The organism is Pseudaminobacter soli (ex Li et al. 2025), assembly GCF_029892515.1.
GTDB classification, from domain to species: domain Bacteria; phylum Pseudomonadota; class Alphaproteobacteria; order Rhizobiales; family Rhizobiaceae; genus Pseudaminobacter; species Pseudaminobacter soli_A.
The window spans coordinates 262,582-275,920 of sequence record NZ_JARXVF010000005.1; the positions used below are offsets into that span (position 1 = coordinate 262,582).

A 13,339-nucleotide genomic window follows, 5' to 3' on the forward strand; every position below is an offset into this window, starting at 1 on the left:
CGACATTAGTACCGCTCGAAGCCTCTGTGCAGCTCCCAGTCGGTAATGCGGCGGTCGTATTCGAGCTGCTCCCAGCGGGCGGTGTGCAGGTAGTGGCCGATCACGTCCTCGCCGAAGGCCTCGCGCAGCATGGTCGATTTCTCCAGCGTCTCGATGGCGCCGCGCAGCGTCTTGGGAATTTCGGGCAGTTCGGCTGCCTGGTAGGCGTCGCCCGCGAAGGGCTTCTGCAGCTCCAGCTTCTCGTCGATACCGGCAAGACCCGCTGCAATCAGGGCCGCGAAAGCCAGATAGGGGTTGATATCGGCGCCACCGATACGGCACTCCATGCGCACACCCTTGCCGCCCATGCCGCAGAGGCGGAAGCCGGCGGTACGGTTGTCCTCGCTCCACATGATCTTGGTCGGCGCAAAGGTGCCGGCCTGGAAGCGCTTGTAGGAGTTGACGTAGGGCGCCAAGAACCAGGTGAGTTCCCTGGCGTATTTCAGCTGGCCGGCGGACCACTGGTGGCCAAGCTTGGTCATGCCGTATTCACCGTTCTTGTCGAAGAACAGCGGCGTTGAGCCATCAGCACTCCACAGCGAGTTGTGGATGTGGCTGGAATTGCCGGCAAGACCGTAATTGTACTTCGACATGAAGCTGACGGCCTTGCCCATGCCTTCGGCGATTTCCTTGGCGCCGTTCTTCAGGATGACATGGCGGTCGGCCATTTCCAGCGCTTCGGCGTAGCGGACGTTGATCTCCTCCTGTCCGGGGCCCCACTCGCCCTTGGAGTTCTCGATCGGGATGCCCGCCGCCTCCATTTCGTTGCGCAGCTTGCGCATATAGGGCTCTTCCTTGGTGGTGATGCCGATCAGGTAGTCACCGATATAAGGAGAAGCGGTCTGCAGGCCCTGCCAGTGCTTGGCGCGCGCGCTGTCATAGGTTTCGTTGAACAGGTAGAATTCGAGTTCCGAGGCGAAATAGGCGAGATAGCCGCGTTCCTGCAGGCGCTTCACCTGGCGGCGCAGGATGGCGCGCGGCGAATGCGACAGATCGGCGTGGTCGTGATGGTCGAGCACGTCGCACAGCACCAGCGCCGTCTTTTCCAGCCACGGCACATGGCGCAGCGTGGCAAGGTCCGGCTTCATGACGAAGTCGCCATAGCCCTTCGACCAGCTCGCCGCCTTGTAGCCCGGCACCGGCTCCATATCGATGTCGTCGGCCAAGAGGTAATTGCAGCCATGGGTCTCGTCGTGCGCGGAATCGACAAAGTATCGAGCCAGGAAACGTTTGCCGATGAGACGGCCCTGCATATCGACGGCGCAGGCGAGAACCGTGTCGATCTCGTTCTCCGCGACTGCCTTCTTCAATTGATCGAATGAAAGATTTCCGGCCATTTTCTACTCCGCCGCCAACGCGGCCGCATGTTTCAACAATCGGTGTTTCAACGGGTGAGCCCGGCCGCCTGACGCGGCCGGGCTGAGTGCATTGCGGATTTGGCGCCGCTCAGCCGTAGCGGTAGGGCGGGCCGGCCTTTTCCATGGTCTCGCGATAGTCCTTGAGGATCTGCACCACCTTGGCGCAGCGCGGGCTCTGGGTCGCGATGTCGTCCCAGAACTTCTGGGCTTCGTCTTCGACCGTCTTCCACTCGGCTCCGGGAATGGTGGTGAGTTCGTACTTGCCGCCCGTGGTGCGGTAGTGGGCCTCGCCCCACCAGTACCAGTGCTGGCGGTAGTAGTGAGAGGTGTCCATCGCCATCTGGAACAGCTGTTTCAGATGATCCGGTACCGCGTTCCACTTCTCGGTGTTGGCGAAGAACGAACCTGCCCATGCGCCCGAGATGTTGTTGGTGAGGTAGTACTTGGTCACATCCGCCCAGCCCACCGTGTAGCACTCGGTGATGCCGCACCAGCAGATGCCGTCGAGCTCGCCCGTCTGGATCGCCACCTGCACGTCTTCGTAAGGCAGCGAGACCGGAACCACGCCGAAGCGCTGCATGAAGCGACCGCCGGTCGGGAACATGTAGACGCGCAGGCCCTTGAGGTCTTCGACCGAGCGGATCGGCTTGGTCGTGGCGAAGTTGCAGGGATCCCACGAACCGGCGCTCAGCCAGGTCACGCCCTTCACTTCGCTATAGGCCTCCTGCCAGATCTCCTTCAGGCCGTACCATTCCCAGAGCGTGGGGATGTCGAGGCTGTAGCGCGAGGCAAAGGGGAAGTAGGCGCCGAACACGGCAACGTCGACGGGTGCTGCCGCCGAGTCGTCGTCGCTCTGGGCGGCGTCCAGCGTGCCCGCCTGCACGGCGCGGAACAGTTCGCCCTGCGGCACCAGCTGGTCCGCCGTGTACATCTCGATGACCATCTCGCCATTGGCCGCCTTGTTGAAGGCGTCGACGGCTGGCTTGCACACATGCTCGGCCAGCGCCGGACCCGCGTAGGTCTGGAGCCGCCATTTGATCGGGCTCTGCGCCCGCACATACGGCATGGCGAGCGTTGACGCGCCCACCGCGCCGGCCGTCACGGCACCCGCCTTCTTGAAGAAGTCACGTTTGCTGATCTTTATGCGGTCGTTCATCTCACAATCTCCCATTGTGCTTTCGGCTTGATTGTTCACCCTGTTGGCCGGAGCGCCGAACCCTCCGACGGCCTTTCCTCTCCTGCTAACTGCTTCTTGTCTGTGTCCCCTCCCATGTCCCGTCCGGTCAGTGCGCCGTGTAGTATTCAGGCAGCCACAGCGCGATCTGCGGGAAGAGCATGATCAACACCAGCGACAGCACCATCAGAAAGAAGAACGGCACGATGGAGCGATAGATGTCGATCAGCGTGATCTCGGGCGGCGCCATGGCGCGCATCAGGAACAGGTTGTAGCCGAAGGGCGGGGTGATGTAGGCGATCTGGCAGGTGATGGTGTAGAGCACGCCGAACCAGATCGGGTTGAAGCCCAGGCTGATGATGAGCGGGATGTAGAGCGGCGCCACGATCACCAGCATGGCGGTGTCGTCCAGGAACGTTCCCATGATCAGGAACGACACCAGCATCATGATGAGGATTTCCCACGGGGTGAGATCCCAGGTGTCCAGCAGCAGCGTCTTCACCGCCTTGACCGCGCCCAGCCCGTCATAGACCGAGCTGAAGCACAGCGCGGCCAGGATGATCCACATGAACATGCAGCTGATGGTCAAGGTATTGCGCGTGCACAGTTCCATCACATTGCGATCGAGATTACCCGTGACCCATGCGGCAAGCGTGGCGAGCACAGCGCCCACCACGGAGCTTTCCACCAGGCTGGTGGTGCCCGTCAGGAACAGGCCCATCATGATGCCGAAGATGGCGAGCGGGATAATGCCCTTGCGCAGCAGAGAGAACTTCTCCGCCCAGGTGATGCTCGCACGCTCCTCGGCCGGCAAGGCCGGACCGATCTCCGGATTGATGAGGCAGCGGATGTAGATGTAGATGGCGAAGATGGCCGCCATCATCAGGCCGGGGCCGACGCCGGCGAGCCAGAGCTGCAGCACCGGCTGGCGGGCGATCATGGCGTAGAGAACCAGCACGACGGACGGCGGGATCAGGATGCCGAGCGAGGAGCCGGCCTGAATCACGCCGGTGACCATGACCTTGTCGTAGTTGTGCTTGAGCAGCTGCGGCAGCGCGATCGTGGCACCGATCGCCATGCCGGCAACCGATAGGCCGTTCAACGCCGCGATCAGCACCATCAGGCCGATGGTGCCGAGCGCCAGGCCGCCGCGAATTGGTCCGAACCAGACATGGAACAGCCGGTAGAGCTCGCCGGCGATGCCGGATTCCGACAGCATGTAGCCCATGAAGATGAAGAACGGCACCGTGATCAGCGGATACCAGTTGAGCACCTGGAAGCTGGCGTTGAAGGGCATTTCGAACGAGCCGTTGCCCCACAGCCACAATGCGGCCGCGGCACCCACGAAGCCGATGACACCGAACACGCGCTGACCGGTGAAGAGCAGCACCATCATGGTGCCGAACATGAAGAGTGTGATGAATTCCGAGCTCATGCGATCGGCTTTCCGCGAACGATGGCGATGTCCTTGATCAGGCTGGATATGCTCTGCAGCAGCATCAGGAAGATGCCGGCGGTCATGAAGACCTTGATGGGCCATAGAGGCGGCGCCCAGGCCGAGTAGTTCTTCTGGCCGAAGGCAATGGCGTAGTTGGTGCTGGAAATGCCGCCGAGCAGCAGCACGCCGAGATAGAACAGCACGAACAGGATGGTGAAGGCATCCGTCACCGCCTTGTTGCACGGCGACAGGCGGCCATAGAACAAGTCCATGCGCACATGCGAATCGAGCTGCATCGAATAGGCTCCGCCAAGCAGATAGTAGGCGGAGAGGATGAACTGGGACGTTTCCAGAACCCAGTTGACCGGGATGCCGAATACTGCGCGCGAGATGGTCGCGTAGAGCAGGATCCCTGCCATCGGAAAGATCAGATACATGGCGATGCGTCCAACCCGATGGTTGAGCGCATCGACATATCGAACGTAGGATTTCAACGCTTCAGGCACTGTCGTTTTCCCCTCAAGGCCTTCCGGTTGCGGTTTTCATGAGCCGGCTTGGCGGCGATCGGCCGGTTTCGCGCCGGCCAGAATTGCAGACAGCAGGTCAGCCCATTTGCGCTGGCCGGCCTCGTCGGCGATTTCGTTGTTGCGGATTTCGATCATGGCGCAGGCGAGGTCTCGCGCGCGGCCATGCCGTTCGAGCGTGTAGTAGACGCGGTCGGCCGGCGAATAGGGTTCGTTGACACCGACCTCCAGGCCGATCACCCCATTCAGCGCCGCGATCATCGGCCCGGCGAGGCTGTCGTCCTCGTCATGGATGATGCCGATGTGCCAGGGCCGATCCACACCCTTGTAGACGGGCGTGAAGGAATGGACGGAAACCAGCCGTGTCTCGCGCCCCTCGGCCAGCCTCTGGGCGACGACGTCGGCGATGGCGTCATGGAACGGCTGCCAGGAAGCGGATACGCGCTCCTGCCGGGCAGCCTCGGAAAGGTCGGCATTGCCAGGCACCGCGGTCGTCTCGCTGACCGGCGAGATCAGGTCGGGCGCGTCGAGCGGCCGGTTGCAGTCGATGACGAGGCGCGAAACGCAGGACTCGATCAGCGTCGCATCGAGTGCCTCGGCCATGCGGCTTGCCACCGGCAGGGCGCCGGGATCCCAGGCGATGTGGCGCGTCAGCTCGGAGCAGTCGAGGCCAAGCGTGCCGAACCGATCGGGTATGAAATTCGACGCATGGTCGCAGACAAGCACATAGGGGCTGGTTCCGCTCCGCCGGCTGACGCGGACGGGCGCTAATGCCTCCTCAAGTGCGGGTTGAGCAGTTCCCATTGCTCGAAATCCCCCTCCAAGACGCCGTATCGTATGTTACGAATTTTATTTCTTTGCGTCTCTGTGGATGATTTCATACACATTCCGAAACTTTGTCAAATGAGTTTGTGCGCCGGCACGACGGAAAATGAGGAGGCACCATGGCATCGAGCATCGCCGAGCTGATTGCGGAACGTATCGACGCAATGCCCGCCGGCGAGCGGCGTGCTGCGCAGACGCTTGTTGCCAACTATCCCCTGATCGGCCTCAAGACGGTCGCGGACTTTTCCCAGCAGGCCGGCGTCAGCTCGCCGACCATATTGCGCTTCGTGGCGCGCCTCGGCTTCCACAACTATCCGGAGTTCCAGGCAGCACTACAGGATGAGCTGGCCGCCCAGCTGCAGTCGCCGTTGACGCGCACCGTCACCGCCCCCTCGCCCGACAGCGGCAAGACCTCGCCGGTGCTTGAAGCCACGCTCAACAACATTCATGAGACCTTTCGCCATGTCTCGGAAAAGCAGATCGCCGAAATCGTCGCGCGTCTCGCCAATCCTCGCGGAAAGATCTTCCTGATCGGCGGCCGCTTCACCGATCCGATCGCCCATTACATGGCCGCGCACCTCACCATCGTGCGCTCCAACGTCTTCCACCTGACCGGCCAGGAAAGCACCTGGCGCGACCGGCTGATCGACATGGGCAAGCGCGACGTGCTGCTGATCTTCGACATCCGCCGCTATCAGGACAGCCTGATCCGCCTGGCCGAGAAGGCGCATACGCGCGGGGTCGAGATCGTCCTGTTCACAGATCAGTGGCTGTCGCCGATCGCGCGCTTTGCTCGCCATGTCATCGCGGGGCGCACCGCCGTTCCCTCCTCCTGGGACTCCTCCGCGGCCCTTTTCGTGGTTGCCGAGACGCTGATCGGCGAGCTGACCCGTGCACTCGAAGCCGAGAGCGCGCGGCGCATCCGCGAGATGGAAGAATTGCGCTAACCGCTCGCGCTTCTCAGCAAAATCATTCGTTTACAAAGCGTTAAGCTCGCCCGCCGGGAATCGTTACAGATATTTAAGGTGCGCGAGTGCCGGCAAATCGTCATAAAGGCGCTGTACTGCCCTTACGGTGCCCTCACACCGACGATGAGCCTCAGCTTCCTCGGGACGCGGAAAGCGGGGCAAACGAACATTGACGTTTTGAAAGACCCGGAGTGCCTATGGCTGCCTGGAAACAAATTGTTTTTGCCATTGTTCTTCTTGCCGTGGCAGCAGCAGCCTGGGTGCGGTTTTTCCCCGGCGCACCCGAAATCCTCGCCCGCTGGGGCATAGAATGGGCCGATGCGGCGACGCCGCGAGACGCAGCTTCCCAGGGCGGCAAGCCCGCCAGCAGCAGCTCCACTCCGCAGACCGCCGTGGTGACGGCGACCGTCAAGGCCGCGACGATCAATGACCGCATGCAGGCGATCGGCACCGGCCGCGCCAATGCGACCGTTGCCGTCACGCCCTACGAGGCCGGCCGCATGACCGAATTGACGGTCGCGTCCGGAACGCTAGTGAAAGCCGGCCAGGTGATCGCAAAGCTCGATTCGCAGACCGAAGAGATCGCGGTCGAGCGCGCCAAGCTTGCCGTTTCGGACGCCGAAGGCAAATACGAACGCACCAAGACCCTGCGCCAGTCGAACGCGGCAACGTCCGTGCAACTGGCCGACACGGAGGTTGCGCTCAACAATGCCCGGCTCGCCCAGCGCGACGCCGAACTGCAGCTCGAGCGCCGCTCCATCCTGGCGCCGATCTCCGGCGTCATCGGCATCCTTCCGATCCAGGCCGGCAACTACGTGACCACGCAGACGACCGTCGCCACCATAGACGACCGCGCGTCCATCATCGTCGATTTCTGGGTATCGGAACGCTTCGCCGGTGCGGTCAAGGTCGGCGCGCCGCTGACCGCCGCGCTGGTCGCCCGGCCGGGCCAGAGTTTCAAGGGCGAGGTCAGCGCCGTGGACAACCGCCTCGATGAAAAGAGCCGCACGCTGCGGGTTCAGGCCCGCATCGACAATCCGGGCGACACGCTGCGCGCCGGCATGTCCTTCCAGGTCGTGATGGGCTTCCCGGGCGACACCTATCCCTCGGTCGACCCGCTGTCGGTCCAGTGGGGCACGGAGGGTCCGTTCGTATGGGCCATCCGCGACGGCAAGGCCAAGCGCACGCCCGTCCAGATCGTCCAGCGCAACTCGGAAGCCGTTCTGGTCGATGCCCAGCTTGCAGAAGGCGACCTCGTCGTCACCGAAGGCATCCACGTCGTGCGCGAAGGCGGCGACGTTCTTCTCAGCAGCGCCACGGCACCAGCCGCGCCTGCCGGCAGCGGCTCGTGAGCGAGGGCAGCCGCATGAGCGACATCAACAAGGGGGGCGAAGAGAAGGGCAGCACCGCGCTCTTCGTGCGCCGTCCCGTTCTCGCCTTCGTCATCAACACGCTGATCGCCGTCGCCGGCCTTGCCGCCTTCTTCGGCGTCGAAGTGCGTGAGCTTCCGGACGTCGACCGTCCGGTCATCACCATCACCACCAACTACACGGGCGCCGCGGCCGAGACGATCGACCGCGAGCTCACCGCCACGCTCGAAGGCGCCGTCTCCCGCGTCACCGGCGTCAAGTCGATCTCCTCCAGCTCCTCCTACGGGCGCAGCCGCGTCACGGTCGAATTCAACGACGGCGTCGATCTCGACGTCGCCGCCTCCGACATGCGCGACGCAGTCGGCCGCGTGACCAACCAGCTGCCCGAGGACGCCGACCCGCCAACCATCGTCAAGGCCGACGCCAATTCCGACGCCGTGATGCGCCTGGCCGTGACCTCCGACAGCATGTCCGTCGAGGATATGACTGTGCTGGTCCAGGACCAGATCGTCGACGTGCTTTCGGCCGTGCCGGGCGTGGCCGACGTGCAGGCCTATGGCGATCGGCAGAAGATCTTCCGCATCGACGTCGACCAGACCAAGCTCGCCACCGTTGGCCTTTCCATCGCCGACATCCGCAATGCGCTGGCCTCCATCGCGCTCGACACGCCCTCGGGCGCCATGAGCACGAACGCGCAGAGCATCATCGTGCGCACCACCGCGCAGGTGACGACGCCGCAGGCCTTTGAAAGCATCGTGATTGGCAGCAACACCCGCCTCGGCGACGTTGCGAGCGTGACAATGGGTCCGGACATCGGCGCATCCTCCCTGCGCTCCGATGGCAAGACCGGCATCGGTCTCGGCATCATACGTGCCGCCCAGTCCAACACGCTCGACATCTCGGAAGGCGTACGCGCCGCTGCCGCCACCATCCAGAAGACGCTGCCGCCCGGCATGAACATCCGCGTCACCAGCGACGACGCCAACTTCGTCAAGGGCGCCGTGCATGAGGTGGAGATCGCACTGATCCTGTCGGTGTCGATCGTGCTCTTGATCATCTACCTGTTCCTGCTCGACTGGCGCGCCACGCTCATCCCGGGCCTGGCAATGCCGGTGGCGCTGATCGGCACCATCGCGGCGATCTATCTCGCGGGCTTCTCCATCAACATCCTCACCCTGCTGGCGCTGGTGCTGGCAACGGGTCTCGTGGTGGACGACGGCATCGTGGTGCTGGAGAACATCGTGCGCCGCCGCAACGAGGGCATGGGCCCGCGCGCGGCTGCAGTGCTCGGCACGCAGGAAGTGTTCTTTGCCGTCATCGCCACGACCGCAACGCTTGCCGCCGTGTTCATTCCGCTGTCCTTCCTGCCCGGCCAGACCGGCGGCCTGTTCCGCGAGTTCGGCTTCGTGCTTGCGATTTCGGTCTCGCTGTCGGCCGTCGTTGCGCTGTCACTGTGTCCGATGCTCGCCTCGCGCATGCTTGCCGGCCATTCGGGCGAGCATGAGCACACCGGCGTCATGGGCCGCGTGGGCGGCATGCTTTCCGGCCTCTACCGGCGCTGCCTGCGCGCCTGCCTCAACGCGCCGGCGCTGGTCGTCATCGTCTCGGTGCTCTTTGCCGCCGCAGCTTACGGCGCCTTCGGCCTGATCAGGCAGGAACTGACGCCGCTCGAAGACCGCTCGACGGTGATGCTGCGCCTTTCGGCGCCGCAGGGCGTCAGCCTCGACTACACCACAGCCCAGATCAGCAAGATCGAAAAACTGATCCAGCCGCTGCGCGATTCGGGCGAGATCGAAAGCACCTTCGCCAGCGCCGGCCAAAACGGCTCCTTCAACACCGGCTTCATCGTCATGTCGCTGGCGCCGTGGGAAAAGCGCCACCGCAGCCAGCAGCAGATCATGACCCAGATCACCGGCCTGATGACCAATGTGCCCGGCGTGCGCGTCTTCCCGGTCGCGCCCAACAGCCTCGGCATTCGCGGCGCCGGCAGCGGCCTGCAGTTCGCTATCATCGGTAACAACTACTCCCAGCTCGGCGAGACGGCCAATAAGATCATCGCTGAGATGGAGAAGGACCCGCGCTTCCAGCAGCCGCGGCTCAGCAACGATGCCACCCAGCCGCAGCTTTCGGTCGAGATCGACCGCGAGCGCGCCTCCGACCTCGGCATCGACATCACCGGCCTTGCGCAAGCCATCCAGGCGGTGCTGGACGGCAACAAGGTCGGCAAGGTGTTCATCGACGACCGCAGCTACGACGTGAAGCTGGTGTCGACCACCAATCCGATCAACGACCCCACCGATCTCGAAAACATCTTCATGCGCACCGGCGACGGCCGCTACGTGCCGATGTCGACCATCGCCAAGCTGACCGAACGCGCCGTGCCACCTTCGCTGTCGCGCGAGCAGCAGATGCGCTCGGTGGCGATCACCTCCAACCTGCGCCCCGATTTGGCGCTGGGCGATGCGCTCAAGCGCGCGCAGGAGATCGCAGCGCCGCTGCTGAAGCCCGGCAACCGCATCATCCCGCTGGCAGAGGCAGCGACCCTCAACGAAAGCAACAGCGCCATGCTGATGGTTTTCGGCTTTGCGCTCATCATCATCGTGCTGGTGCTGGCCGCGCAGTTCGAGAGCTTCGTCAGTGCTGCCATCATCATGGCCACGGTGCCGCTCGGCCTTGCCTGCGCGGTGTTCGCCCTGCTCCTGACCGGCACCAGCCTCAACGCCTACAGCCAGATCGGCCTTGTCATGCTGGTCGGCATCATGGCCAAGAACGGCATCCTCATCGTCGAGTTCGCCAACCAGCTGCGCGACCGCGGCATGGGCGTGCGCGAAGCCATCGAAGAGGCCGCCAACATTCGCCTGCGCCCGGTGATGATGACCATGATCTGTACGGTGCTGGGCGGCCTGCCGCTGGTGCTCGCCTCCGGCGCCGGTGCTGAAGCGCGCGTTGCGCTGGGCTGGGTGATCGTCGGCGGTCTCGGCATGGCAACGCTCTCGACGCTGTTCCTCACGCCCGTCGCCTACCTGCTGCTGGGCCGCTTCATCACGCCGAAGATGGAGGAAGAGGCCCGGCTGAAGCGGGAGCTTCAGGAAGCCGCCTATATCAACGCGGAGCCGGCGGAGTAGCGCCCTTCCCTCCCTCTCGAGAGGGAGGGTCTACGGCCGTATGAACACCTTGCCGTTTGGCTTGGCGAGTTCCTCCGGCACGCGCTTCATCGCCTCCGAAAGCGGCACGACGGCGGTGACGTCGGTTGCCCAGCGGCCATCGGCAAAGCGCTTCTGCGCTTCCATGACCGCCTGCAACTTGCGTTCGGGCGGCGTACTCCGCATCCATTCCACCAGCCAAAAACCTTCGATGTGCTTGGACATGAAGATGAGCTGGCCGGGCTGCGGAATGGGCGTGGTCGACGGGTCCATCCTGCCATAGACGATCCAGCGCGCATGCTTGGGCATGGCATCGAAGATCGCACCTGCCACCGGCCCGGTGAGGGCATCGAGGAAGATGCGCGGCTTCTCGGCCTGCATCACCTCCTTGAGCGATTTGCCGAAATCCGCCGCCTCGGCATTCAGCACATGGGCGGCTCCGGCCTTCTTGAGTAGCGGGATCTGATCGTCGCGGCGCACGATGGCGATGGGGCTGAACCCCTCGTCGTGTGCCACACCCGTGATCAGCTTCGATAGCTGGCTTGCGCCGGCTGTTAGGACAAACGCCTTTTCGCCCGCCTCGCGCACGATGTCGAACATGGCAAGTGCTGTGATCGGATTGACGATCATCGCCGCTCCATCCTCGTCGCGCACGCCATCGATCAGCGGGATGCAAGCTGCGGCCTCGGCAACGGCATGTTCCGCCCACGCACCCCAGTTGCTGGTGCCGGTGGCGAAGGCGACCCGCTTGCCAGCCAGCCTCTGCGCCGCAGGATCGTCGCCGGCCACTACCACCATGCCGACGCCCTCGAAGCCCGCCGGCTGGCCTTTCACGCGCGGCTGGCCATACATCCCCTTGATGAACATCACGTCGGACGGATTGATCGAGGCGAGGCCCACCTTGATCAGAACCTGGGTCGGTTTGGGCGTCGGAACACTGACGCGCCCCGGCACGACATAGGGCTCCATCGCCTCCAGCACCGTGCCCGAGGGCTTGTCCGTAAAGCCGTCGCCGGTCAGGAGCAGCGCGTTCATTTCCGAAGGAATGGTCATGGCAGAACTCCCTGTCTGACTGTGTCCGCCTTCCCCTACAACGCGGTGCGCCCGAAAAGGCCGCAGGCAAAAGCTCAGAGCTTTTCCTGCGTGTATTTTCTGAGTTCCGCCCGCGCGATCTGACGGCGGTGCACGGCGTCGGGTCCGTCGGCCAGCCGCAGCGTCCGCAGATGCGTCCAGGCACGCGCCAGCGGCGTGTCCTGGCTGATACCCTGCGCGCCGAACATCTGCACTGCCTCGTCGGTCACCTTCAGCGCCATGCGCGGGGCAACGACCTTGATCTGGCTGATCCACGGGGCGGCAGCGCGCGCGTCGCCCTGGTCGATCATCCATGCCGCCTTGAGGCACAGCAGCCGCGCCATCTCGATCTCCATTCGGCACTCGGCAATGATGTCGAAATTCGCGCCCAGCTCCGCCAGCTTCCGGCCGAACGCCTCGCGCCACAGCGAGCGCGTGCACATCAGCTCCAGCGCCCGCTCGGCCTGGCCGATGGCGCGCATGCAGTGGTGGATGCGTCCCGGCCCGAGCCGACCCTGCGCGATCTCGAATCCCCTGCCCTCGCCGAGGACCAGGTTGGATACCGGGACACGTACGTCTTGGAAGCTCAGATGCATGTGGCCGTGCGGTGCGTCGTCGTCGCCATAGACCCGCATGGCGCGAAGCTTGGTGATGCCCGGCGTGTCGGCCGGCACCAGCACCATCGAATGCCGCAGATGCTTGGGCGCATCGTCGCCGCCGGTCCTGACCATGACGATATAGATCTTGCAGCGCGGGTCGCCGGCACCCGACGCCCACCACTTTTCGCCGTTCAGTACAAAGTCGTCGCCGTCGCGCTCGCAGCGCATGGCGATGTTGGTGGCGTCCGACGAGGCGACGTCAGGCTCGGTCATCAGATAGGCCGAGCGGATCTTGCCTTCCAGCAGCGGCGGCAGCCAGCGCTGCTTCTGCTCGGCGCTGCCATAGCGCTCCAGCACCTCCATGTTGCCGGTGTCGGGCGCCGAGCAGTTGAAGGTCTCGGCGCCCAGATGCGCCTTCCCCATCTCTTCGGCGAGATAGGCATATTCGACGGTCGTCAGCCCATAGCCGCGCGTCGAGTCGGTCAGCCAGAAATTCCACAGGCCGCGTTCGCGCGCCTTGGCCTTCAGGCCTTCGAGGATTTCGGTCTGGCGCGGCGTGTAGCCCCAGCGGTCGTCGCCCCGGCCGACCTCGGCCAGAAATTCCTCGTCGAGCGGCATGATCTCCTCTCGCACCATGCGCGCCACGCGCTCATGGATCGGCTTCAGCCGCTCCGTCATGCCAAGGGCCATCTCCGACATCGCGTTTCCTCCCCTTGAGCCGAACCCGAGCGAGCAGCGTCACACCGACCGTGATCCCGCCGGGCCTTTACGGGCGCCCGAAAGCTGAACATTCTACCCGGCGGGTTGTCAACGCGAGGCGCCTGCGCGCC

General features: G+C 64.1%; 10 protein-coding genes. 3 read left to right on the plus strand and 7 right to left on the minus strand.

Annotated features, from left to right (window positions below; genetic code table 11):
* Positions 1–5 precede the first annotated feature (5 nt).
* From M2281_RS20800 to M2281_RS20820, 5 genes are all read right to left on the minus strand, one after another.
* Entirely contained in the window at positions 6–1,376 is a 1,371-nt protein-coding gene (locus M2281_RS20800; RefSeq protein ID WP_280823092.1) for a glutamine synthetase family protein, read from the minus strand.
* Between the two features lie 109 nt (positions 1,377–1,485).
* Positions 1,486–2,553, minus strand: a complete 1,068-nt coding sequence (locus M2281_RS20805) for a TRAP transporter substrate-binding protein (protein WP_280823093.1) — start codon at positions 2,551–2,553, stop codon at positions 1,486–1,488.
* A 127-nt stretch (positions 2,554–2,680) separates the two neighbouring features.
* Positions 2,681–4,006 (minus strand): TRAP transporter large permease, encoded by a 1,326-nt coding sequence (locus tag M2281_RS20810; RefSeq protein WP_280823094.1) that lies wholly within the window; start codon positions 4,004–4,006, stop codon positions 2,681–2,683.
* Complete coding sequence (locus M2281_RS20815) at positions 4,003–4,515, minus strand: TRAP transporter small permease subunit (RefSeq protein WP_280823095.1); 513 nt, start codon at positions 4,513–4,515, stop codon at positions 4,003–4,005. The genes M2281_RS20810 and M2281_RS20815 overlap by 4 nt, the downstream gene beginning before the upstream one ends.
* Before the next feature lie 36 nt (positions 4,516–4,551).
* The gene (locus M2281_RS20820; protein WP_280823096.1) at positions 4,552–5,337 is read right to left on the minus strand and encodes an N-formylglutamate amidohydrolase; all 786 of its coding nucleotides are present in this window, start codon (positions 5,335–5,337) and stop codon (positions 4,552–4,554) included.
* Positions 5,338–5,477: 140 nt separating this feature from the next.
* Here M2281_RS20820 and M2281_RS20825 point away from each other — a divergent pair, with 140 nt between their 5' ends.
* The 3 genes from M2281_RS20825 to M2281_RS20835 all read left to right on the plus strand — a co-directional run bounded on the left by M2281_RS20825 (position 5,478) and on the right by M2281_RS20835 (position 10,821).
* Positions 5,478–6,305, plus strand: coding sequence for a MurR/RpiR family transcriptional regulator (locus M2281_RS20825; protein ID WP_280823097.1), 828 nt, complete (start codon positions 5,478–5,480; stop codon positions 6,303–6,305).
* A 218-nt stretch (positions 6,306–6,523) separates the two neighbouring features.
* Positions 6,524–7,678, plus strand: a complete 1,155-nt coding sequence (locus tag M2281_RS20830) for an efflux RND transporter periplasmic adaptor subunit (protein WP_280823098.1) — start codon at positions 6,524–6,526, stop codon at positions 7,676–7,678.
* 14 nt (positions 7,679–7,692) lie between these two features.
* On the plus strand, positions 7,693–10,821 hold the full coding sequence (locus tag M2281_RS20835) for an efflux RND transporter permease subunit (protein ID WP_280823099.1): 3,129 nt from the start codon (positions 7,693–7,695) through the stop codon (positions 10,819–10,821).
* A 30-nt stretch (positions 10,822–10,851) separates the two neighbouring features.
* Here the strand turns inward: M2281_RS20835 and M2281_RS20840 are convergent, their stop codons facing one another.
* Positions 10,852–11,892 carry an alcohol dehydrogenase catalytic domain-containing protein gene (locus tag M2281_RS20840; RefSeq protein WP_280823100.1) on the minus strand — a complete coding sequence of 347 codons (1,041 nt, stop codon included), beginning with the start codon at positions 11,890–11,892 and terminating at the stop codon, positions 10,852–10,854.
* A gap of 74 nt (positions 11,893–11,966) precedes the next feature.
* Complete coding sequence (locus M2281_RS20845) at positions 11,967–13,208, minus strand: acyl-CoA dehydrogenase family protein (RefSeq protein ID WP_280823101.1); 1,242 nt, start codon at positions 13,206–13,208, stop codon at positions 11,967–11,969.
* Positions 13,209–13,339 lie beyond the last annotated feature (131 nt).